This is a genomic window from Haliea atlantica, from assembly GCF_054779855.1.
Genome location: NZ_BAAGXL010000014.1, coordinates 1 through 20661, shown reverse-complemented (window position 1 = coordinate 20661; position 20661 = coordinate 1). Strand labels below are relative to the sequence as shown.

Annotated in this window: 21 protein-coding genes; 14 read left to right on the top strand and 7 right to left on the bottom strand. The window is 60.8% G+C overall.

The genetic code is table 11. From position 1 onward, the window contains the following. Positions 1-231 precede the first annotated feature (231 nt). The 5 genes from ACYVGS_RS09985 (at position 232) to ACYVGS_RS09965 (ending at position 5599) form a co-directional block, all read left to right on the top strand. Positions 232-1023, top strand: a complete 792-nt coding sequence (locus tag ACYVGS_RS09985) for an enoyl-CoA hydratase/isomerase family protein (RefSeq protein ID WP_460588539.1) — start codon at positions 232-234, stop codon at positions 1021-1023. Between the two features lie 10 nt (positions 1024-1033). Further along, positions 1034-3127, top strand: a complete 2094-nt coding sequence (locus ACYVGS_RS09980; RefSeq protein ID WP_460588538.1) for an acetyl/propionyl/methylcrotonyl-CoA carboxylase subunit alpha — start codon at positions 1034-1036, stop codon at positions 3125-3127. Then, the gene (locus ACYVGS_RS09975; protein WP_460588537.1) at positions 3120-4052 is read left to right on the top strand and encodes a hydroxymethylglutaryl-CoA lyase; all 933 of its coding nucleotides are present in this window, start codon (positions 3120-3122) and stop codon (positions 4050-4052) included. The genes ACYVGS_RS09980 and ACYVGS_RS09975 overlap by 8 nt, the downstream gene beginning before the upstream one ends. A gap of 96 nt (positions 4053-4148) precedes the next feature. Beyond that, the gene (locus tag ACYVGS_RS09970; RefSeq protein ID WP_460588536.1) at positions 4149-4493 is read left to right on the top strand and encodes a hypothetical protein; all 345 of its coding nucleotides are present in this window, start codon (positions 4149-4151) and stop codon (positions 4491-4493) included. A 179-nt stretch (positions 4494-4672) separates the two neighbouring features. Beyond that, positions 4673-5599 carry a 2OG-Fe(II) oxygenase family protein gene (locus ACYVGS_RS09965; RefSeq protein ID WP_460588535.1) on the top strand — a complete coding sequence of 309 codons (927 nt, stop codon included), beginning with the start codon at positions 4673-4675 and terminating at the stop codon, positions 5597-5599. Between the two features lie 12 nt (positions 5600-5611). Here ACYVGS_RS09965 and ACYVGS_RS09960 read toward each other — a convergent pair whose 3' ends face one another. The 3 genes from ACYVGS_RS09960 to cysQ form a co-directional block, all read right to left on the bottom strand. After that, positions 5612-6529, bottom strand: a complete 918-nt coding sequence (locus ACYVGS_RS09960) for an MBL fold metallo-hydrolase (protein ID WP_460588534.1) — start codon at positions 6527-6529, stop codon at positions 5612-5614. 89 nt (positions 6530-6618) lie between these two features. Beyond that, positions 6619-6867: a YdcH family protein gene (locus tag ACYVGS_RS09955; protein ID WP_460588533.1), complete on the bottom strand. Its 249-nt coding sequence runs from the start codon at positions 6865-6867 to the stop codon at positions 6619-6621. A gap of 44 nt (positions 6868-6911) precedes the next feature. Beyond that, positions 6912-7775: a 3'(2'),5'-bisphosphate nucleotidase CysQ family protein gene (gene cysQ / locus ACYVGS_RS09950; RefSeq protein WP_460588532.1), complete on the bottom strand. Its 864-nt coding sequence runs from the start codon at positions 7773-7775 to the stop codon at positions 6912-6914. 98 nt (positions 7776-7873) lie between these two features. Between cysQ and yrfG the strand changes: the two genes are divergently transcribed. Further along, entirely contained in the window at positions 7874-8563 is a 690-nt protein-coding gene (gene yrfG, locus ACYVGS_RS09945; RefSeq protein WP_460588660.1) for a GMP/IMP nucleotidase, read from the top strand. A gap of 1 nt (position 8564) precedes the next feature. Beyond that, positions 8565-8948, top strand: coding sequence for an RNA-binding S4 domain-containing protein (locus ACYVGS_RS09940; protein WP_460588659.1), 384 nt, complete (start codon positions 8565-8567; stop codon positions 8946-8948). A 65-nt stretch (positions 8949-9013) separates the two neighbouring features. On the opposite strand, the gene ACYVGS_RS09935 is transcribed toward ACYVGS_RS09940, so the two are convergent. Beyond that, positions 9014-10219, bottom strand: coding sequence for a GGDEF domain-containing protein (locus tag ACYVGS_RS09935; RefSeq protein WP_460588531.1), 1206 nt, complete (start codon positions 10217-10219; stop codon positions 9014-9016). 191 nt (positions 10220-10410) lie between these two features. Between ACYVGS_RS09935 and ACYVGS_RS09930 the strand changes: the two genes are divergently transcribed. The 5 genes from ACYVGS_RS09930 to ACYVGS_RS09910 are packed head-to-tail and all read left to right on the top strand — an operon-like array spanning position 10411 to position 16231. Next, positions 10411-11184, top strand: a complete 774-nt coding sequence (locus ACYVGS_RS09930) for an SGNH/GDSL hydrolase family protein (RefSeq protein ID WP_460588530.1) — start codon at positions 10411-10413, stop codon at positions 11182-11184. A gap of 18 nt (positions 11185-11202) precedes the next feature. Then, on the top strand, positions 11203-13152 hold the full coding sequence (dxs, locus tag ACYVGS_RS09925; RefSeq protein ID WP_460588529.1) for a 1-deoxy-D-xylulose-5-phosphate synthase: 1950 nt from the start codon (positions 11203-11205) through the stop codon (positions 13150-13152). A 21-nt stretch (positions 13153-13173) separates the two neighbouring features. Next, positions 13174-13887: a class I SAM-dependent methyltransferase gene (locus ACYVGS_RS09920; protein ID WP_460588528.1), complete on the top strand. Its 714-nt coding sequence runs from the start codon at positions 13174-13176 to the stop codon at positions 13885-13887. Positions 13888-13896: 9 nt separating this feature from the next. After that, positions 13897-15069 (top strand): glycosyltransferase family 4 protein, encoded by a 1173-nt coding sequence (locus ACYVGS_RS09915; RefSeq protein WP_460588527.1) that lies wholly within the window; start codon positions 13897-13899, stop codon positions 15067-15069. After that, positions 15059-16231: a CDP-glycerol glycerophosphotransferase family protein gene (locus ACYVGS_RS09910; protein ID WP_460588526.1), complete on the top strand. Its 1173-nt coding sequence runs from the start codon at positions 15059-15061 to the stop codon at positions 16229-16231. Before ACYVGS_RS09915 ends, ACYVGS_RS09910 begins: the two co-directional genes overlap by 11 nt. Positions 16232-16234: 3 nt before the next feature. Here ACYVGS_RS09910 and ACYVGS_RS09905 read toward each other — a convergent pair whose 3' ends face one another. The 3 genes from ACYVGS_RS09905 to ACYVGS_RS09895 form a co-directional block, all read right to left on the bottom strand. Further along, on the bottom strand, positions 16235-16636 hold the full coding sequence (locus ACYVGS_RS09905; protein WP_460588525.1) for an adenylyltransferase/cytidyltransferase family protein: 402 nt from the start codon (positions 16634-16636) through the stop codon (positions 16235-16237). 22 nt (positions 16637-16658) lie between these two features. Continuing rightward, complete coding sequence (locus tag ACYVGS_RS09900; RefSeq protein ID WP_460588658.1) at positions 16659-17558, bottom strand: glycosyltransferase family 2 protein; 900 nt, start codon at positions 17556-17558, stop codon at positions 16659-16661. A gap of 88 nt (positions 17559-17646) precedes the next feature. After that, positions 17647-18300: a class I SAM-dependent methyltransferase gene (locus ACYVGS_RS09895; RefSeq protein ID WP_460588524.1), complete on the bottom strand. Its 654-nt coding sequence runs from the start codon at positions 18298-18300 to the stop codon at positions 17647-17649. Between the two features lie 329 nt (positions 18301-18629). Here ACYVGS_RS09895 and ACYVGS_RS09890 point away from each other — a divergent pair, with 329 nt between their 5' ends. Both ACYVGS_RS09890 and ACYVGS_RS09885 read left to right on the top strand, forming a co-directional pair. Then, positions 18630-19739, top strand: coding sequence for a glycosyltransferase family 4 protein (locus ACYVGS_RS09890; RefSeq protein WP_460588523.1), 1110 nt, complete (start codon positions 18630-18632; stop codon positions 19737-19739). A gap of 102 nt (positions 19740-19841) precedes the next feature. Further along, on the top strand, positions 19842-20528 hold the full coding sequence (locus ACYVGS_RS09885) for a class I SAM-dependent methyltransferase (protein ID WP_460588522.1): 687 nt from the start codon (positions 19842-19844) through the stop codon (positions 20526-20528). Positions 20529-20661: the final 133 nt, after the last annotated feature.

Below are 20661 nucleotides of genomic sequence, written 5' to 3'. Positions count from 1 at the left end.
GGCGTCACCTTTTCTGACATTGCGCTCAGTTTGCTGCCGAGTCAGCCAGCAACGAAGTGCGCGGGTCGATGTGGTTTGCGGGTGTGAGAACCCTGGCTGGACCGTCGCCGGCCATGGACGGCCGGCGACGAGCGTACATGGACGTATTAACAGCGTGTCCAGCCAGGGTTCTCACACCCGCAAACCACTCTCTCTGAACGAGGAAGAAGCACCACTGGACCGGAGCCAACGATGAGCGACAAGACGGTAAGCACGACAATCGACGCCCGGGGTGTGGCGACCGTGACGCTGAACAACCCCGACAAACGCAATGCCTTCGACGACACGATCATCCGCCAGCTGCGCGAGGCCTTCGAGGGTCTGGGGGCAGACGACGCGGTGCGGGTGGTGGTGCTTGCCTCCACCGGCAAGCATTTCTCCGCCGGCGCTGACCTCGGCTACATGCAGCGCATGGCGCACTACGATTACGGTCACAACCTGCGCGACGCCGAGGGCCTGGCGGGCATGTTGCGCGCGCTGTACGACATGCCCAAGCCAAGCATCGCCCGGGTGCAGGGTGCTGCCTTTGGCGGTGCAGTGGGATTGGTCAGCGGCTGCGATATGGCGGTGGCGGAGAGCGGCGCCGTATTTTCCCTCTCGGAGGTGCGCATCGGCATGGTGCCGGCGACGATCAGTCCCTATGTGATACGCGCCATCGGTGAACGCCAGGCGCGGCGCTGGTTTCTCACTGGGGAGCGCTTTGACGCCCAGCGGGCGCAGGCCATGGGGTTGGTGCACGAGGTGGTGGCCGCGGATGCGCTGGATCAGGCCGTGGAGGAGCTGGTGGCGGCACTCCTGCAGTCCGGTCCCGTCGCAGTGGCGGCGGCCAAAGACCTGATCGGCGCGGTCGCCGGGGTGCCGATCAGCTCGGAGCTGGTGGAGGACACCTGCGCCCGCATCGCGCATATCCGCGTCTCCGAGGAAGGCCAGGAGGGGCTCAAGGCCTTCCTGGAAAAACGCTCACCCAAATGGGTCGGTGACTGAGGACGGAGCCATGTTCACGAAGCTGTTGATTGCCAACCGCGGCGAGATCGCCTGCCGCGTCATCCGTACGGCGCGACGGCTGGGTATCGCCACGGTGGCGGTGTATTCCGACGCCGACCGCCATGCCCTGCATGTGCAGCTGGCCGACGAAGCGGTACATGTGGGCCCCGCGCCGGCCCGGGAGTCCTACCTGGTCATCGCGAATATCATCGAGGCGGCGCGACGCAGCGGGGCCCAGGCGATCCACCCCGGCTATGGCTTTCTCTCGGAGAATGCCGACTTTGCCCGCGCCTGTGCCGAGGCCGGGGTGGTGTTTGTGGGCCCGCCACCTGCCGCCATCGAGGCGATGGGCTCGAAATCGGCAGCCAAGGCGATCATGGAGCGGGCGGGCGTGCCCCTGGTACCCGGCTACCACGGCGACGATCAGGATCCGGCCCGGCTAAAGGCCAGTGCCGACGAGATGGGCTACCCGGTCCTGCTCAAGGCCACGGCCGGTGGTGGCGGCAAGGGCATGCGCCAGGTGTGGTCGGCGCAGGAGTTCGACGAGGCCCTGGCGGCCGCCCAACGCGAGGCTAGCGCCAGTTTCGGCGACGAGCGCATGCTGGTGGAGAAGTACCTGACGCGGCCCCGGCATGTGGAAGTGCAGGTGTTCTGCGACAGTCACGGTGAGGGGGTCTACCTGGCAGAGCGCGACTGCTCGCTGCAGCGCCGCCACCAGAAAGTGATCGAAGAGGCGCCGGCACCCGGCATGACCGCCGAGTTGCGCTCGGCCATGGGGGAAACCGCGGTGCAGGCGGCCCGGGCCATCGACTACGTGGGTGCCGGCACGGTGGAGTTCCTGCTGGACGAGGACGGCAGCTTCTATTTCATGGAGATGAACACCCGCCTGCAGGTGGAACACCCGGTGACCGAGATGATCACCGGCCAGGACCTGGTGGAATGGCAGCTGCGTGTCGCCGCTGGCGAGCCCCTGCCCCTGAAACAGGATGCCATCACTCTCCACGGGCACGCCTTCGAGGCGCGCATCTACGCGGAGGATCCGGACAACGATTTCCTCCCCGCCACCGGCACCCTGGCCCACCTGCGCCCGCCGGAAGAGAGTCGCCATGTGCGGGTGGATACGGGCGTCCGCGAGGGCGACGAGATCAGCGTCTACTACGACCCGATGATCGCCAAGCTGGTGGTCTGGGACGAGGACCGCGGGCGCGCTCTGCAGCGCCTGGCCCGGGCCCTGGTGGACTACCGCATCGGCGGCACGGTGACCAACCTCGATTTCCTCTACAACCTGGTCACCACCGCGCCCTTCCGGAACGCCGAGCTGGATACCGGCTTTATCGAGCGCCACCGCGAGCTGATCTTCCGCGAGCAGGACATCGATCTCGCCCGCGACCTCCCCGCAGCCGCGCTGGCCCTGCTGCTTCAGCGCCAGCAGACCGCGCGGGGCAGCCGCCAGCCCGGCGATCCCTGGTCCCCCTGGGACAGCGCCAGTGCCTGGCGCCTGAACGAGCCCCACCGCCACCGGTTGCGCCTGCACTGTCACCAGCAGGACTTCGAGGCGGTAGTCGAAGCTCGGGGCAAGGATCACTACATGGTGTCCGCCCGAGTGAGCGCGGTGACTACCGACGACGAGCGAGCTGATCAACGGCAGGGAGCCGCGGACGGAGGCGACGTGGTTGCCAGCGAGGCCCTGCAGGCGCGCCTGAGCGGCGAGACACTGACCCTCGACCGCGACGGCCACCGCCAGCGGGCCACCCTGGCGCGGACCCAGGACGGCCATACCCTGTATTTTGCCGAGGGCGCCTGTCATTTCCGTGAATGGCAGCCGGATACCGGCGAAGGGGGGCACGATGCGAGCGCCGGTGGCTTGCTGGCTCCCATGAACGGCACGATTGTCGCCCTGGTTGCCGACGTTGGCGCGCCGGTAACGGCGGGCAGTCCCCTGCTGATCATGGAAGCGATGAAAATGGAGCACACCCTGCGCGCACCCGCCGACGGCAGCGTCGAGCAGTTTTTCTTCCGGGCGGGGGACCTGGTCTCCGGCGGGGCCGAGCTGCTGCAGTTCACCCCCGCGGGCGAGGAAAACCGGGAGAGCGCGCATGCCTGACCCGACGACAACAGCGACCGGGAACACGCTTCCCGAACAGGTCACCCTGGTCGAGGTCGGCCCGCGGGACGGCCTGCAGAACGAAGCGGAGCCGGTCGCCCTGGCGGACAAGCTCCGACTGATCCACGAACTGGCGGCGGCCGGGCTGCCGGTGATTGAGGCGGGCAGCTTCGTCAATCCCCGATGGGTCCCGCAGATGGCTGACAGCGAGGCCGTCTTCGCCGGCCTGCAACGGCGCGCCGGCGCGCGCTATACCGCCCTGACCCCCAACCTGAAGGGTTTCGAGCGCGCCCTGGCGGCGGACGCCGACGAAGTCGCGGTGTTCGCGGCCGCCTCCGAAAGCTTCTCCCGCAAGAACATCAACTGCGGCATCGCCGACAGCCTGCTGCGCTTCACGCCGGTCATGGAAGCGGCTCGCTCGGCGGGCCTGCCGGTGCGCGGCTACGTGTCCTGCGTACTCGGCTGCCCCTACGAGGGCGAGATTGCGCCCGCCGCAGTGGCCGGGGTGGTTCGCGAGCTGCTGGACATGGGCTGCTATGAGGTCTCCCTCGGCGATACCATCGGCACCGGCACCGCCGGCAGCATGACGCGGCTGCTGGACAGGCTGCTGGCGGAGTTCCGGCCACGGCAACTGGCGGTGCACTGCCACGACACCTACGGCCAGGCCCTGGCCAACATCCTGGTGGCCCTGCAGCACGGCATCGCCACCGTCGACGCCTCGGTGGCGGGCCTCGGGGGCTGCCCCTATGCCCCCGGCGCCAGCGGCAATGTCGCCACCGAGGATGTGCTTTACCTGCTCCATGGCCTGGGCATCCACACCGGCATCGACCTGAAGGCCGTGGCGGCAGCGGGTAATCGCATTTCCGCCCGCCTGGGGCGAGCCAGCGCCTCCCGGGTCGCGCGGGCACTCGGCGCACAAGCCTGAAGACCGCCGTATCAACCGGGCGCGCCCGCTGAGCAGGAAGGTCTGAACCGGTATCGCGCTGTGCTACAGTGCCACCAGAATAACCGCGGAAACTTCATGCACGAGCGCCAGATTCATCAACTCCGCCACCTGGCTGCCGCCCTGGTGACGGCCATCGGGCTGTGGCAGATCGCCCAGTTGTGGCTGCAGCATTTCCGTGAAGACCTGCTGCTGGAAGCCCTCTGGGGCGGTGTTTACCTGCTGCTGGCGCTGGGCCTGGTGGGCCGCTCCCGTTTCAGCCTGTTTGCCACCGGAGTCGTCTGCCTTGGCCACATCGTCTGGGTACTGCAGAGCCGGGGGCTGGCCACACCGCTGGACGGCCTGGTGGCGCTGATCGACCTGTGCCTGGCGGGCCTCGGCGTATCCCTGCTCTGGGCGCTGCGCCACCGGGGCAGCGTCTGACCCCAGGCCTTGAAATCCCGGCAGCGCGCCCTCACAGTGACTTCGCGAGACCCTTGTGCCCAAGGCGCATAAGGGCAGCTACGCAACACATTACGGTCCGGCACCCGCCGGGTGCCGACCCGAGACAAACACCACTGGAGAACGCACGCACTACTGTCATTGTCAGGAGGATGCTACCCATGGTCCGAAGACACGACCCCTACCCGTCCAGAACCGGTGGCCAGGAGGCCATCCATCCCCGCCAGGACCCGGTGGTCTACGGCGGTCCCCAGGCCGGCACGCCCGGCGCACTCAGCGGCGAGCAGCTGCTGCAATTTGAACGCGAGGGCTACCTGGTCCTCCCCGACCTGTTCAGCGACCTGCTGGAGCCCATCCGCGAGGAATTCCACACCTTGAGCCGGCGCATGCGCGGCGATGAGGCACTGTATACCGAACCCGACAGCGACGAGCCGCGCACCCTGTTCAAGGTGCACGCCTGGAGCGACCTGCTGCAGCAGGTCATGCGCGACCCGCGCATCCTGACACCGGTGCAGCAGATTCTCGGCTCCGCGGCGACGACCATGCAGTCCCGCATCAACATCAAGCCGGCCTTCAAGGGCAAGTCCTTTCCCTGGCACTCCGACTTCGAGACCTGGCACGTCGAGGATGGCATGCCGCGGATGCGCGCGGTGACCGCCTGGATCATGCTGACCGACAACAGCCCCCACAACGGGCCGCTCTATGTCATCCCCGGCTCGCACAAGCACTACGTTTCCTGTGCCGGCACCACCGGGCGCGAGAACTACCGCACGTCACTGCGGCGCCAGACACTGGGGGTGCCGCGCAGCGAAACCCTCAAGGACATGTTGCAGGAGCAGCCCATTCACACCGTGTCCGGTCGCGCCGGCACGCTGGTGTTCCACGACTGCAACCTGCTGCACGGTTCCCCGGACAATATCTCCGCGGACCCGCGCAGCATCCTGATGTATGTCTACAACAGCGTGGAGAATGCGGTGGAGGCGCCCTTCAGCGACCTGCCCCCGCGGCCCCACTACCTGTGTGACCGGGAGGCGCAGCCACTGTCGGCCCTGCAGCAGCCACTGCAGGTTCCCGCCCGGGCCGCCTGAGGGCCAAGGGGCTCACTCCGCGGCGAGAAAACCGATCCAGCGCTCCTCGGTGATGAAGTTCGGGTTGGCCCAGTCGGCCCACTTCTCGCCGAGGCCTTCCGCCACCACATCCTCCACACTGGCGCCCGCGGCCAGGCGACCGCGCACGTGGTCGCGTGTCGCCACCAGCATATCCGCGAAGCGCTGCAGGTCGGCCTTGTCGGCCACATCGCCATGCCCCGGGACGACCACGGTGTCATCGTCAATCCGCGCCAGCACCGCCTGCACCCCGGCAATGTAGCCGTCTACCGTGCCGCCAGAGCTCATGTCCACGAAGGGGAAGCGGTCCTTGAAGAACAGGTCGCCCATGTGCACCACGTTTTCCGCGGCAAAGTACACCACACTGTCACCGTCGGTATGACCATTGGGGTAGTGCTGCAGCTCCAGCGTATCGCCGTTGAAATGCAGCGCCGCCGAATCGCCGTAGGTGACCACTGGCAGGGCCTCCGCCGGGCTCGCCCCCTGTTCCACACCCAGGGCGGCAATGCGCCCGCCGCTGGCCATGCGCGCACGCACGTTGTCGTGGGCCATGACCACCGTGCCCTGCTCACCCCACAGGGCATTGCCACCGGTATGGTCCAGGTGCCAGTGGGTATTCAACAGAAACCGCGGCGTATCGGTGCTGGCGGACAGTTCGCGCACGGCGCGGGCGTAGGCCGGCGCCATGTCGGTGTAGTCAGCGTCGATCAGCAACACGCCATCACCCCCGACCGAGGCGACGATATTGCCGCCTTTGCCCTGCAGCAGGTGCAGCGGCCCCTTCAACGGCGCGGTCGTAAACGAGGGGGCATCCTCCCCGGCGTGATTGTCGGCCTGGGCCGGCGCCACAGCCAGGCAGGCAGCGGCGAGCAGGGCGGGCAAGGCATTGCGCGTGGCATTCATCAAAGACATGGTAAAACTCCCGTGTTGGTGACCCGGGCGCACCGAGAGAGTCAGCCCGCAAAGGGCCACGCGGCGCGCCGGGATGACAGACATGCCCGCTAGGCGTTGAGGTCGGGAATCAGCTCGTCCTTGAGACGCGCAATGGCGTCCTTCAGGCGCAGCTTCTCCTTCTTCATGCGTTGCAGCAGGATCTGGTTCTTGTAGGGGTAAGCGTAGAGTTCCGCGATGCGCTCGTCCAGCGCACGGTGGCGTTCACTGAGCAGAGCCAGACGCATCGCCGGTGGGATATCCTCGTTGGCGGCGTCGGATCCCGGGGGGCCGAATGACGATTGCGGCGGCTCGTTCATGGTCAGGCAGGGTTACCCTGGTAAGCGATTACATGCACCGCACTCTACTCCTTCCCGCTGCCGGTGTAAAAGTGCGCCAGCAGTTCCTGCCACAGGGGATGACCGGCGTCGCCCAGGGCATAGAAATGCGGGCTCATCAGGCTGTCGCGGGCGTTGTAGCGCAGCGGTTTGCCATCCAGCCCCAGCACGGCACCGCCGCAAGCCTCGAGCAGGGCCTGGCCGGCGGCCACGTCCCATTCGCAGCAGGGGGAAAAACGCGGATAGAAATCGCCGCGGCCCTCGGCGATCTGGCAGAACTTCAAGGCACTGCCGCTATTGTCCCGCTCCAATGGGGCCTGCCAGCGGTCTTCCAGCCAGGCCAGGCACTCCCGCAACCGCGGGTTGCGGTGGCGGCGACTCGCCAGCACCACCAGCGGCGCTTCCGTGTTCAGCGGCCGGGCTGCCAGGATGTCCCGCGACCAGCTTTGCCCATCCACGCTGTGAAAACACCAGGCACCCTGCCCCGGGATGCCCAGATAGGCCCGGCGTTGCAGCGGCACGTAGAGCAAGCCAAGCACCGGCACATGGTCGCGCACCAGGGCAATGTTGATGGTGAACTCCCCGGTGCCGGCGACAAACTCCTTGGTGCCATCCAGGGGGTCCACCAGCCAGTAGCAGGGCCAGTTGCGGCGCTGGGCCTTGCGCGCCGGCGATGACTCCTCCGACAGCATGGGCCACTCGGGGGTGAGCTGCTTCAGGCCCTGGCAAAGGTGGACATGGGAATCCAGGTCGGCCTGGGTCAGCGGCGAGTCATCGCTCTTGGACTGAAGACCGGCGTCACCGGGGGCGTGGTAGTGGCTGCAGATCATCTCCCCGGCGTCGAAACACAGGCGCAACAGGGGGTCTGTCAGATCGTTCAGCTCAGGCACGGCCTTTCCCGGCAGGATGGAGCCGATATTGTAGCACTGCAGCGAGCCACAAAACCCGGCATAATGCGCGGCCCATGCAACGCTCCGAGGGCCCCGCGATGCTCGACTGGAACGCCATCGACACCGTGCTGCTGGACATGGACGGCACGCTGCTCGACCTGCATTTCGACAACTATTTCTGGCTCGACCACCTGCCCCGGGTCTGGGGCGAGCGCCAGGGGCTCAGCCCGAACGATGCCTCCGCGACACTCCAGGCACGTATCCACTCCCAGCGCGGCACTCTCAACTGGTACTCCCTGGACTACTGGTCCGAACAGCTCGACATGGATATTCCGGCCCTCAAGCAGGAACTGCGGCACATGATCCGCCTGCGCCCCTTCGCCCTGGAGTTCCTGCAGCGCCTGCACGCCAGTCACCGCGAGGTGGTGCTGGTCACCAATGCCCACCGCAAGACCCTCGACCTGAAAATGACCCAGGTCGACATCACCCCCTGGTTTGACCGCCTAGTGGTCTCCCACGACCTGGACTTCCCCAAGGAGGATCCACAGTTCTGGCAACGCCTGCAGGCCCTGCACCCCTTCGACCCCGCACGGACCCTGTTGATCGACGACACCGAGAGCGTCCTGGAGTCCGCCCACAACTACGGCATCGCCCACCTGCTGACGCTGCTGCAGCCGGACAGCCAGCTGCAGAAACGCCTGGATACCCGCTTCCCGGGCATCCACCACTTCGACGAAATCATGCCCGAGCAACTGGACCTGCCCCGCACGGAGGCCGCCGGTGAGTGAATTGAGCAAACTGCGTATCGACAAGTGGCTGTGGGCGGCGCGCTTCTTCAAGACCCGCAGCCTGGCCAAGGCCGCCATCGAGGGCGGCAAGATCCAGGTCAACGACCAGCGGGTCAAGGTTTCCAAGGAGATCAGCGTGGGCGACCGGCTGCAGATCCGCCAGGGCTGGGACCTCAAGGTGGTGGTGGTAGACGCTCTCTCCGACCAGCGCCGCGGCGCCCCGGAAGCGCAGCAGCTCTACACAGAAACCCCGGACAGTCTTGCCCGGCGGGAGTCCGAGGCTGCCGCCCGCAAGGCCGCCGGCGGCATGATCGAGCGACCGGCGACCAAGCCCACCAAGAAGCAGCGCCGCCAGATCCACCGTTTCAAGGAAACGCCGCAATAAGCCGACGACACCACCGGACCGCCACGGCCATTCAAGCGCCAGCCGCTGGCCCGGCAGAGCGCGCTCTAGCTCGTTGCCACTTCCACGCAATCCCGCCCCCGCGCCTTGGCTCGATACAGCGCCAGGTCGGCGGCCTTGACCAGGTTCTGCGGGGTGGTCGCGTTGGTCGGCTTCACCGAGGCGACACCCTGGCTGACCGTGATGCAGGGCGCCACCGGTGAGGCGCCGTGTGGAATACGCGACTGATCGATACGCTCGCGCAGGCGCTCGGCCGTGCGACGGGCAGCCGCCGCGTCGGCCCCCGGTAACACCAGAATGAACTCCTCGCCCCCGTAGCGGCCCGCCAGCTCACCGGCCCGTGCGACGGTACTGCGCATGATCTCCGCCAGCTGTTGCAAGACCTTGTCACCGGCATCGTGCCCGTAGGTATCGTTATAGGGCTTGAAGTAGTCGACATCCAGCATCACCACCGCAAGATACCCACCATTGCGCCGCGCCCGATTGATCTCCTCCTGCAGCACGCGATTGACCAGGCGGCGGTTACCCAGGCCCGTCAGCTCATCGACATTGGCCAGGTCCACCAGCTGCTTGCGCGCCTCGGCCAGCTGGCGGTTGCGATCGCGCAGGGAATCGCTCAGGTCCGACAGCTCCTGAGCCATGGTGGCACGCTCCCAGGTCGCGGAGATCATGCCCCGCACCGCCAGGTAGACCCGATCACTGGCAAACAGCAGCAGTCCGCAGAGGCCCAGGGTGAACAGGCCAATCAGCAAGTGCCAGGGTGCCTCCCAGTAGTGCAGCAGGCACCACCAGCCTATCGGCAGCAGGGCGGCGTAAAGCTGCACCAGGAAATACTCGCGCAGGGCCATGGTCATGCCCATGGCCACCAGATTCACCAGCAGAATGCACAGCAGAAAGATGTACAGCAGTGCCGGCGGCGCGAAGCTCGCCGCGACGATAAAGGCAGTGGACCATGCCAGACCGGTTGCCAGCGCCCCCAGCAGAAGCCGCGCATAGACCCGACCGGGCCGCTGGTGGTACTCGCCAAACTGCAGGGCCCGCTGGTTGTAACCGGCACGCAGCACGACGAGTGCGAGAACGCCCACGGCCCAGGCCAACAGAGCGGCGACAGGCAGGAACTGCCAGAACAGCAGCACCATGGCCAGTAGACCCAGCAGGTTGGCCCCCACCGTCGCCACGCGGCTATGCTGCAGCAGCAGCTCGAGCTGGGCGGACAGGAGTTCCCGCGCTGGAATGTGTCGCTGATAGACCATCCACGGATGCTACAACGGCCGCGGCGGATTGGCGATGCCGACTACCCCGGATGGGGAAGCCCATCACACCCGCCTGACACAACTCCGATCGGCAACCGCACCTCGAACCGCTGGCAAGCACCCATGACCCAGCGGTTTGCGATTGCCGCGGGAATCGCAGACACTAAAGCGCTCATCCAAAGAGATCCGCAATGCTGTCCTGGCCCCTGATTCGCAACATCTGCCTGGCGCTGCTGCTCCTGCCCCTCGCCCACTTCGCGTGGGTGGTGGGAAGCGAGCATGCCCGGCGCCAGGCCCCGGGGCCGGAGGTGTGGCAAGCGGAAGTCGACGCCTATACTCGGGAAGCCCAGACCCTCAGCCTGCCGGCGGACCCTGTCCTGGTCGCCGGGGGCCGCCAGGTCAAACTCTGGGCCGGACTGGATCGCCTGCTGGCCCCGCGGCCGGTGCTGATGCGCGGCCTGGGTGACGCCACCGTCGACGACCTCATTTATCACTACAGCGACCTGATTGGCTACTACCGACCGGAGAGCCTGATCCTGCTGGTGGGCAACAGCGAATTCCAGCAACGGGATGACAAGGAGCCCACTGAATTACTGCAGGCCGTGCAGCAGTTTGCCGCGATCGACCGGGAGCATCGACCCAGCGGGCAGCTCTACCTGATCGGCCCGGTCAAGACACCGTTCTACCCGGAGGATCACCGGCGAATCGCCCAGGCGAATACCCTCCTGGCGGCCTGGGCCGCGGGGGAGCCCGGGGTCACCTACCTCGATCCCGCTCCGGTACTCGAAGATGCCGAGGGCAAACCCGACGGCAGCTACTTCCGGCCCGGCGGCCAATACCTGAACCGGCAGGGCTACCTGCGCCTCGGGGTCTTGCTGCGCGCGGCGCTGGAAGCCCGTGAGACACCCCACACCCCCGCAGAAAGTTCCGTGAATAGCACCGGGAGTTCTGCGAATGCGCAATGAATGCGCTAGAATTCGCACATGTTGACCGAGATCCCCGTCACCCTGCCCGACACCCCCCTACTGACCGCCGTGGATCAGGGCCGCCCCCTGCGCGAACTGTCGGAGGCAGAACTGGAGCAGCTGGCGCAGGAGCTGCGCGCCTTCCTGCTTTACACCGTTGGACAGACCGGCGGGCATTTCGGGGCCGGGCTCGGCGTGGTAGAGCTGACCATCGCCCTGCACGCCATCTACAACACCCCCGACGACCGCATTGTCTGGGACGTGGGCCATCAGACCTACCCCCACAAGATTCTCACCGGGCGCATGCAGCAGATGCACAGCATGCGCCAGGCCGGCGGATTGGCGGGCTTCCCCAAGCGCAGCGAGAGCCCCTACGACACCTTCGGCGTCGGCCACTCCTCCACCAGCATATCCGCCGCCATGGGCATGGCCCTGGCCGCCCGGCAGCGGGGCCTCGGCCGCAAAGTGGTGGCCGTGATCGGCGACGGTGCCATCACTGGTGGCATGGCCATCGAGGCCCTGGCCCACGCCGGCCACGAGCGCCCGGACATGCTGGTGATTCTCAATGACAACCAGATGTCCATCGGCCACAACGTCGGCGGCCTGGCCAGCTACTTCGCCAAGATCTGGGCCAGCAAGACCTATATCTCCCTGCGCGAGGGCACCAAACGCATCCTCAGCCGCATCAAGCCCGCCTGGGACCTGGCCAAGCGCACCGAAGAGCACATGAAGGGCATGGTCGCCCCCGGCACCCTGTTCGAGGAGCTGGGCTGGCACTACATCGGCCCCCTGGATGGCCACGACCTGCCGCAGCTGCTGCAGACCCTGGAAAACATGAAGGATCTGGAAGGCCCCCAGTTCCTGCATATCCGCACCATGAAGGGCAAGGGCTTCGCCCCCGCCGAGGCCGACCCGGTGGGCTATCACGCCATCAACAAGATCGAGGCCAAGCCCCGCGGCCCCCAGCCGGCCACCCCGCCGGCAGTGAAAAAGCCCAAGTACCAGGAAGTCTTCGGCCGCTGGCTCTGCGACATGGCCGAGCGCGACCCGCTGCTGGTGGGCATCACCCCCGCCATGTGCGAAGGCTCCGGCCTGGTGGACTTCGCCAAACGCTTCCCCGAGCGCTACCACGACGTGGCGATTGCCGAGCAGCACGCCGTCACCCTGGCCGCCGGCATGGCCTGCGACGGCCTCAAGCCAGTGGTGGCGATTTACTCCACCTTCCTGCAGCGCGCCTACGATCAGCTGATCCACGACGTGGCCATCCAGAACCTGGATGTCACCTTCGCCATCGACCGCGCCGGCCTGGTCGGCCAGGACGGCCCCACCCACCACGGCGCTTTCGATCTCAGCTACCTGCGCTGCATCCCCAACCTGGTGATCGGTGCCCCCTCCGACGAGAACGAGTGCCGGCAGATGCTCTACACCGGCTACCGCCACGCCGGCCCGGCGGCCATCCGCTACCCCCGGGGCACCGGTCCTGGTGCGCTGATCGCCGAGGAGATGAGCGAGCTGGAAATTGGCAAGGCGGTGGAAGTACGCCGTGGCGAGGGGGTGGCGATCCTGGCTTTTGGTACGGTGCTGGCTGAAGCCATGAAAGCAGGCGAGGCGCTGAATGCCACGGTGGTGGACATGCGCTGGGTGAAGCCGCTGGATGAGGCGATGGTACTGCGCCTTGCGGAAGAGCATGAGCTGTTGGTGACGGTGGAGGATAATGCGGTGGCGGGGGGTGCTGGGAGTGGTGTGCACGAACTGCTCGCCCAGCACCACGTCGAGATACGCTGCCTGCACCTGGGGCTGCCGGACAGTTTTGTGGAGCATGCGAGCCAGGGGGAGCAGATAGCCTTGGCCGGGCTGGACAGAGAGGGGATTGTGCGGCGTGTGCAGCAATCCATTGCGCGCAACAAACCAACGTCCATCGCATCGCTTAGTACCGTCGAGGCAATTGAGGTCGGTCTCAATCGCTAACCGCCCGCAAGGAATGCTGCATTGAAAACGATCGACCCCGAGCAGCAACACAAGATCAAGGTGTTCTACGACACCATTTACCACCAGGCAAACAGCACCCCCCGTGAACCCTCACGCCACGTCAGGCGCCTAGCCCAACAACTGCAAATCATGCCGAACCAGGATGTTCTGGACGTTGCCTGCGGCACCGGCGAATTCCTCGATGCCTGTGCAGCCCATGGCAACAGCATCGCGGGGGTCGATATTTCCGACACGGCAGTCGACGAGTGCAAGGTCAGGTTGCCGCAGGGCGAATTCCACGCCTGCCCAGCCGAAAAGCTGCCCTTCGAAGACGCACGATTTGATGTAGTGACCTGTCTCGGCTCGCTGGAACACTTCCTCGACCCGGTTTCGGCGCTGCGGGAAATGGTCCGGGTCGCGAAGCCGGGGGCACAATTCTTAATTCTGGTACCCAACAAGGACTTCTTGACCCGGAGGCTGGGGCTATACCGCGGCACGTACCAGGTGGATGCAATGGAAGTCGTGCGCTCACTGGATGAGTGGGACGCACTGTTCAGGGAAGCCGGCCTTGCCGTGCGCAAGCGCTGGAAGGACACCCATGTGCTGTCCTTGAGCTGGATTGGCGCCAATGGGAAAGCCGCTGCCCCACTCCGGGCGGCCCAAGCAGTGGCGCTACTGTTCTGGCCCCTACGCTGGCAGTATCAGGTGTATCACCTGGCAGAAGCCAGGAACTGAAGCGTCGGTATGGCCCCCGAGACCCCGCAACCGTCGACTGGTGAAACCTCCAGACTGAAGGTACTGGTGATCACCCGCAATCTGCCACCCCTAGTGGGCGGCATGGAGCGGTTGCTGCACAACCTCGTCCTGGGCGTGGCAGAGTATGCAGATGTCACCGTTATTGGGCCCAACGGATGCCGCGCCCATATGCCGGAAACTGTTGAGGTCCATGAATGCAGTAATAAGCTGGCAGTGTTCCTGTTTGGCTCCACTCTCGCTGCCCTGCGCATTGTCCGCAAGGGGCGCTTTGATGTGGTGATTGGCGGCAGCGGACTGATGGCGCCTCTGCTGTTTCTTTTGAAAACCCTTTTTCAGTGCAGAACTCTGGTTCTGGTGCATGGACTGGACATAATCGTTGACCACTGGCTGTACCAGCGGCTTTTCATTCCCGCTCTGCGCCGCGCTGATCAGGTGGTGGCCAATAGCCGCAACACCAAGCGTCTCGCCGTCGAAAAAGGCGTGCGGGAGGACCGCGTCACCATCATCCACCCGGGCACTCATATACCTGAACTTCCAGACGACAACCGGAAACGAGAGTTCCTAAAGCGCTACCAGATACCTTACAAACGCTACATGTTGTTTGCAGGACGGATCACTCGCCGCAAAGGCCTTTCGCCCTTCATCCGCCACAGCCTAACCAATATTCTGCAGGCCTGTCCGGATTCTGGACTTGTGGTGGTGGGTGACAACGCGAGCGACAGCCTAAACCGACAGGGGGAGAAAGCGGAGGTGCTGGCAGCCATCGAGGAGGCCAGCTTGGGCGACAAAGTGATGTTCCTGGGTCAAGTGGATGACAGGGATCTCGAAACCGCCTATGCCTGCGCGGCGGTGCATGTATTTCCACTGATTGAGGTGCCGGGAGATGTGGAAGGATTCGGGATGGTGGTTATTGAGGCGGCGGCCCGGGGGGCACCGACGGTCGCGTTTGATGTCGGTGGGGTCAGCGATGCTGTGCGGCCTGCTGGCGGCAATCTGATTGAAGTAGACCGTTACGACCTGCTGAGCGAGGCTGTATCCCAACATCTTTGGAACATCGACGACACTTTCCACATGTGTCACCAACATGCGCAGCGGTTTTCTTGGTTTCGCTTCAATCAGGAGATTCGCCGCCTGATCTGTGGACAAAGGCATGAAGGTTGACCCAACAAAGTTGAGCCACTGGCGACTAATCGTTCTCCAAGGTCTGTTTACACTACTGGCGATAGGCCTTCGACCGTTTACAGCCCGGCCCGCCAGGCCGCTGGTAATACTCTACGGACACCAATTCAACGGTAATCTCAAAGCGCTATACGAGGAGTGGCGCCAACGGGGGACAGATCACCTGGAACTTGCCTATCTAACACTTGACCCCACCCAGTATCAGGCACTCCAAAAAGACGACATTCACGCTCTCGCGTGTTTCCGTTGGCGGGACATGTACAAGCTCAGCAGCTGCTCAGTAGTGATCACCGACCATGGATTGCACGCCATGCTGCCGCTGACGTACCTCACAAATATCTACTTTGTGGATGTATGGCACGGTATACCCTTCAAAGGGTTTACGCCGATGGACTTCAAACTCCAACACGGCTACGACGAAGTATGGGTTTCTTCAGCTATGCTCAAGAACCTATATATTGACCGCTTCGGGTTCTCCCCCGGAAAAGTACACTGCCTAGGTTATGCTCGTACCGACAGGCTTTTCCAACGTCCCACGCCAGCTTCGCAGTTTCGGGCCCGGGCTGGAATAGCCGACGACCAGAAAGTGGTGCTTTATGCCCCTACCTGGCGCCAGGATGATGCTGGCAGGGAACTATTTCCCTTTGGGGCCTCGCAGGCCGAGTTTACCAAAGCTCTAGCTGATACCTGCCGGACCGCAGGCGCACGCCTGGTAATTCGCGCCCACCTCAATGCAAGCATCAGCGGTGGGAATACCGACGATAACCTCTACTGCCCTCAGAAAGACTACCCGGACACCGAAGACCTTTTGTTGGCAACTGATATTCTAATTTGCGATTGGTCTTCCATCGCCTTCGACTTCCTGGTGCTGGAAAGACCGACCCTGTTCCTGGATGTGCCTGCCCCATTCAAGCACGGCTTCTCTTTGGGGCCGGATTACCGGTTTGGGCGTGTCATTAACAACCTGGAGGAACTCGGAAATAAGCTGAATGAATACATACTCGATCCGGAGTCTTACAAGGAGGACTATGCTTCACGGCAGCGAGAGACAATCGCTGCGCTTTATGATGACTTCACCGCTGGCAGATCAGCGCAACGACAGTTGGAAAGACTTGCAGAACTAACGGGGGATGCAGCCCCATGATTATTAGTACCGGATCCTCTCAATGACTTCAGTAGTGGAGATGGCTGGCGTGCGCGGCAGATACACCACTTCACAGAGCGAACTAAACTCGTCAAAGCGCCCGCGCCAGTCGTCACCCATGACCAGCACGTCTGCACGGAACTGCCTGATGTACTCGCCTTTGAGTTCGAGGGATTCTTCAAGGAACACTCCATCTACGCAGCGTAGAGCAGCTATAATCTCTAAACGCTCCTCCTGTCTGTAAACGGGCGGACGCCCTTTCTTGGATAGATTGAGGGTATCGGTGGATACACCGACAAACAGTTGCCCCCCCAAAGATCTCGCTCTCTCCAAAATCTTCAGATGACCAACATGAAACACATCAAATGTGCCAAAAGTAATCACTTTTTTATTCCTGGAAGTCAAGGCGTTCTCGCCTCCGAAAATTTTACTTGAATTTCACTGTTCGCTTACGGCCTACCCCAAGAACCGCGATGCTCCGCTTATAACAGTAAACCACAAAGTACCGGAGGTAATATAAAATGATTCCTGCCCAGTGTAGACCCGGAATTGGATAGTGCTTACGAAATAATACCCGAATTGCGTTGATGTTTCTATGAGACCGCATGTTATATAAAGACTTGAAAAAGTCTCGAACGCTCATATCATCCATCTTAAATGCAATACTTGTGCGCGTGTCATCAATGTAAACCGAAACACCGGAAGCCAAATACAGGGGAACCTCGAGGTCGTTGGCTCGCAGGAAAAAGTCATGATCAGCGTAATAATGTGGTAGTGTTTCCTCGTCGAAGAAACCCACTTTTTTAAACACGGCGGCCGGAATAATTGCTCCTCGGCCTCCACTTATCAGACCGACTCGCTCTACCGATCCAGGACCTGTAGATTCTGGACGCCTCCAAGGCAACACCAAGGTTGGAAATCCCAGTAAAAATAAACTTCGAATAACAGACTTGGTTATTTCGCCGGTACGCCAGTCCCTCTGAACCGGCGCAATAACTGAACCGGGGAGCGAGGCAGCCAATTCATCTAGAGTAGATAGCGTGTTCGGATCGACGTAGCAATCATTGTTCAATAGCATGATGCGCTCAGCGCCTTTTGCTAAAGCATGACGAACACCAAGATTAGTGGCCCCGGCCCACCAAAGATCTGATGAGCCAGAGATGAGCTCAACCTCCGGAAATTCTTTAGCCACACATCTAGCAGTCAAGCCTGAAGTTCCGTGATCGACCAGTACCACTGAGTATTCTTGTTTAAGACTGTATCGCAAAGACTGCAGACAGATTCTAGTCTGCTCGAAACCATTGAAGTCTGCAATTATCACGTACATTGTTAAATCAGACCCGAAAAATTCTCGAAATGACGAAAAAACGACTCGAACAAAAACGCCCCTACTTCGAAATATTTCACCATTACGTTCAAGCTTGGTCGCGCATACCAAGTCCTGACGACCGACCTTGGAGAGTAGAATAGTCACGCCATACCCCTCTCGCAGGAAGGAGCATCATCAGGGCCCTGAATCCACGCCTAACAAGGGGAACCATGAACAACCTAAACAACCCTTTACGAATCAAAGAGGCTTTACGCACGAACAGCAAATAGCCATTAACAGCCACCAAGTCGTATTGATACCGAGCAGCCAACAACTTCATCGCCTCTTCACTGTAGAAGAAAACATGCTGACCTGTTTCGGGCGCGAGGTACCACCAGTCTGGTCCTTGACCTTCGTACAACAAAGTACTCAACAGAACCACCTTGGCACCTCGGCTGAATATTTCATCCATCTCTCGCGCAGGATCAGAAAAGTGTTCAACCACCTCAAACGCAGTTATCATATTAATGACTTCACATCCAGAGTCGATAAATCCTTGAGCGTATACGGGCCAAGCGTGCGAATCCATTAGGTAGCAATTGACTTCATAATCTCGAAGCATTCGACATAGAAAACCGTCCCCACCACCGAAATCCAACACATTCGGCACGGAGAACAGCTTCACAACAAAATAGCATATAGCAAGATTGTGAAGATTACGCTGCGCCACTCCAGTATCCAGCAGAGACAAACTCGACATTTGATAAGCCTCTCCTAGCCAAAAAGGATGCTCTGTCTGCAGTGACCGACACGTCTGACACAAAAAGTAACTGACTGAGTACCTCTCTAGAACTTCACTAGAGAATTTAAGCACTAGTTCTCCACCACAAAGCCGACAGCGATGGACCTCAAATTCTTTAGAATTCTTTGCTACTAAGGGCATTGAGCGCCTCCATCCCACCTTAACTTGCTCAAAGACTCATTTTTCTGTAGATTTCGATGCTATAAGAAATCTTTGCGTAAACGTCATATCGAAACTCCCAAGGAAACTCAACAAAAAATGACTTTCCACTGTCTTGGCTGCATCTGATGCGTATCGCATTTGACTCACAAATATTTGCTCTTCAAACCTATGGCGGAGTATCAAGATACATAACCCGACTCGCATCTGAACTAAATGAACAACAACAAGATGTTAGGATTTTCGCACCAATATATTTGAACAAGCACCTTAAAAACATACGCCCCGAGATCTTCAGCGGGGTCCATATTCCTTTAAAAATACGTGGAACACTTCCGCTTTTCCGCTATATAAACTTCAATTTCTCTAAAGCAAAAATGGCGGCATGGAAGCCTCAGATAATACATGAGACTTACTACGCAACCCAACATATTTCCCCTAAGAATGTTCCCTGTGTAGTGACACTTCATGACATGATACACGAGAAAATGCCGCACCAATTCAAGGCCAACGACCACACATCACATACTAAAATGGAAGCTCTAGACCGAGCTGATCATATCATTTGTGTCTCCGAAAATTCACGAAGAGATCTTTTGGAGCTCACATCAGTTCCTTTTAGCAAGACATCTGTCGTACACCTCGGCTTTGATGCACCAGAAATCTGCAACCCAACTGTTGAGCGCTCACCATATAAACAACCAAGTCGTCCATATATCCTTTATGTCGGGAAGCGTAAAGGCTACAAAAACTTTAAACTCCTTATCGAGTCATTTTCCCAATCAACTACTCTAAGAAATGAACTGAATATCGTGGCGTTTGGCAGCCATCCCTTTACCCATCAAGAGAAAGAACTCATGGGTAAACTTGGACTCAAGCGTGGTCAAGTACAGCACCATATAGGCAACGATTCAAGTCTCAGAAACTTTTATCGACATGCCTCAGCTTTTGTTTACCCTTCACTTTACGAAGGATTTGGAATTCCGCCATTGGAGGCTATGGCCAATGATTGCCCAGTAGTGAGTAGTCGCGCGGGCTCAATGCCGGAGATCCTTGGGGAAGCCGCAGAGTTTTTTGACCCGTCTGATTATAATCAACTCGCCTCAGCAATTGAAACCGTAGTGTTTTCTTCTAATCGTCGGGCTGAACTGATTCGCTTGGGTCAAGAACGCTTAAAAAATTACTCCTGGAAGAGATGCGCAGAGGAAACATTAGAAGTGTACAGAAGGTTGCTCTAGCACTTCGGAATCAATAGGGCCTAGGCTGCAATTGCAAATACTTTTATAGAGGCTACAAATTTGCTCGAAAAATCAATAGCCAGAATATTACGCATATTCGGCATGAAAGTTAATCTAATTTCCGCCAAAACTGATATCAATACCCAAATTCTCAAGAGTATCGAGCGCGCGGGAGCTAAGCATGTACTCGATATTGGCGCAAATGCGGGACAGTTTGCGAAAGGACTATTCTCTGCGGGATATAGAGGCGATGTGGTAAGTTTCGAGCCTCTTAGTTCCGCGCACAGAATGTTGATTCAAAATGCAAAAAAGGTACCCAGCTGGACTGTTCATCCCCGCACAGCCATTGGTAACAGTGAGGGAAAAATTGATATCAATATTTCCGGGAATTCGGAAAGCTCTTCTATTCTACCAATGCTTAGGCTGCACAGCGATGCGTCGCAAGGCTCAAGTTACACTGACACTGAAGTGACTCAAATAACGAAGCTTGACAATGTCGCTCCACAATACCTTAAACATGGCGTTGACTACTTTCTTAAAATCGACACTCAGGGGTTCGAGTGGGAGGTGCTAGAAGGCGGGCCAGAGACTGTTCGCCATGCCGCCGGGATCATTTGTGAGGCATCAGTAGCGCCCCTCTATGCTGGCGCGCCCCATTGGATGAGAATGCTCAATAGAATTGAACGCTCCGGGTTCACCTTGTGGGCTCTCCAGCCAAATTTTATTGATTTACGCACGGGGCAAACTTTGCAGATGGATCTTGTTTTCCTGAACAATGCAAAGATATAGCTCTGCACTCCACGGAGCAAACAACATATTTGGCCAAGAGCTTGAGACCAAAGCTAGCGCGCCCAAGAAAAAAGGCTCCTCGTCACTCTGAGTGGAATTAGACCACATGCTGGGGCATCCTACCGCGCACCGA

What these genes read in the sequence shown, in the direction of transcription:
- ACYVGS_RS09985 (WP_460588539.1), top strand. Translation starts at nt 232, where the DNA reads ATGAGCGACAAGACGGTAAGCACGACAATCGACGCCCGGGGTGTGGCG.
- ACYVGS_RS09980 (WP_460588538.1), top strand. Translation starts at nt 1,034, where the DNA reads ATGTTCACGAAGCTGTTGATTGCCAACCGCGGCGAGATCGCCTGCCGC.
- ACYVGS_RS09975 (WP_460588537.1), top strand. Translation starts at nt 3,120, where the DNA reads ATGCCTGACCCGACGACAACAGCGACCGGGAACACGCTTCCCGAACAG.
- ACYVGS_RS09970 (WP_460588536.1), top strand. Translation starts at nt 4,149, where the DNA reads ATGCACGAGCGCCAGATTCATCAACTCCGCCACCTGGCTGCCGCCCTG.
- ACYVGS_RS09965 (WP_460588535.1), top strand. Translation starts at nt 4,673, where the DNA reads ATGGTCCGAAGACACGACCCCTACCCGTCCAGAACCGGTGGCCAGGAG.
- ACYVGS_RS09960 (WP_460588534.1), bottom strand. Translation starts at nt 6,529, where the DNA reads ATGTCTTTGATGAATGCCACGCGCAATGCCTTGCCCGCCCTGCTCGCC.
- ACYVGS_RS09955 (WP_460588533.1), bottom strand. Translation starts at nt 6,867, where the DNA reads ATGAACGAGCCGCCGCAATCGTCATTCGGCCCCCCGGGATCCGACGCC.
- yrfG (WP_460588660.1), top strand. Translation starts at nt 7,874, where the DNA reads ATGCTCGACTGGAACGCCATCGACACCGTGCTGCTGGACATGGACGGC.
- ACYVGS_RS09935 (WP_460588531.1), bottom strand. Translation starts at nt 10,219, where the DNA reads ATGGTCTATCAGCGACACATTCCAGCGCGGGAACTCCTGTCCGCCCAG.
- ACYVGS_RS09930 (WP_460588530.1), top strand. Translation starts at nt 10,411, where the DNA reads ATGCTGTCCTGGCCCCTGATTCGCAACATCTGCCTGGCGCTGCTGCTC.
- dxs (WP_460588529.1), top strand. Translation starts at nt 11,203, where the DNA reads ATGTTGACCGAGATCCCCGTCACCCTGCCCGACACCCCCCTACTGACC.
- ACYVGS_RS09915 (WP_460588527.1), top strand. Translation starts at nt 13,897, where the DNA reads ATGGCCCCCGAGACCCCGCAACCGTCGACTGGTGAAACCTCCAGACTG.
- ACYVGS_RS09910 (WP_460588526.1), top strand. Translation starts at nt 15,059, where the DNA reads ATGAAGGTTGACCCAACAAAGTTGAGCCACTGGCGACTAATCGTTCTC.
- ACYVGS_RS09900 (WP_460588658.1), bottom strand. Translation starts at nt 17,558, where the DNA reads ATGTACGTGATAATTGCAGACTTCAATGGTTTCGAGCAGACTAGAATC.
- ACYVGS_RS09895 (WP_460588524.1), bottom strand. Translation starts at nt 18,300, where the DNA reads ATGTCGAGTTTGTCTCTGCTGGATACTGGAGTGGCGCAGCGTAATCTT.
- ACYVGS_RS09890 (WP_460588523.1), top strand. Translation starts at nt 18,630, where the DNA reads ATGCGTATCGCATTTGACTCACAAATATTTGCTCTTCAAACCTATGGC.
- ACYVGS_RS09885 (WP_460588522.1), top strand. Translation starts at nt 19,842, where the DNA reads ATGAAAGTTAATCTAATTTCCGCCAAAACTGATATCAATACCCAAATT.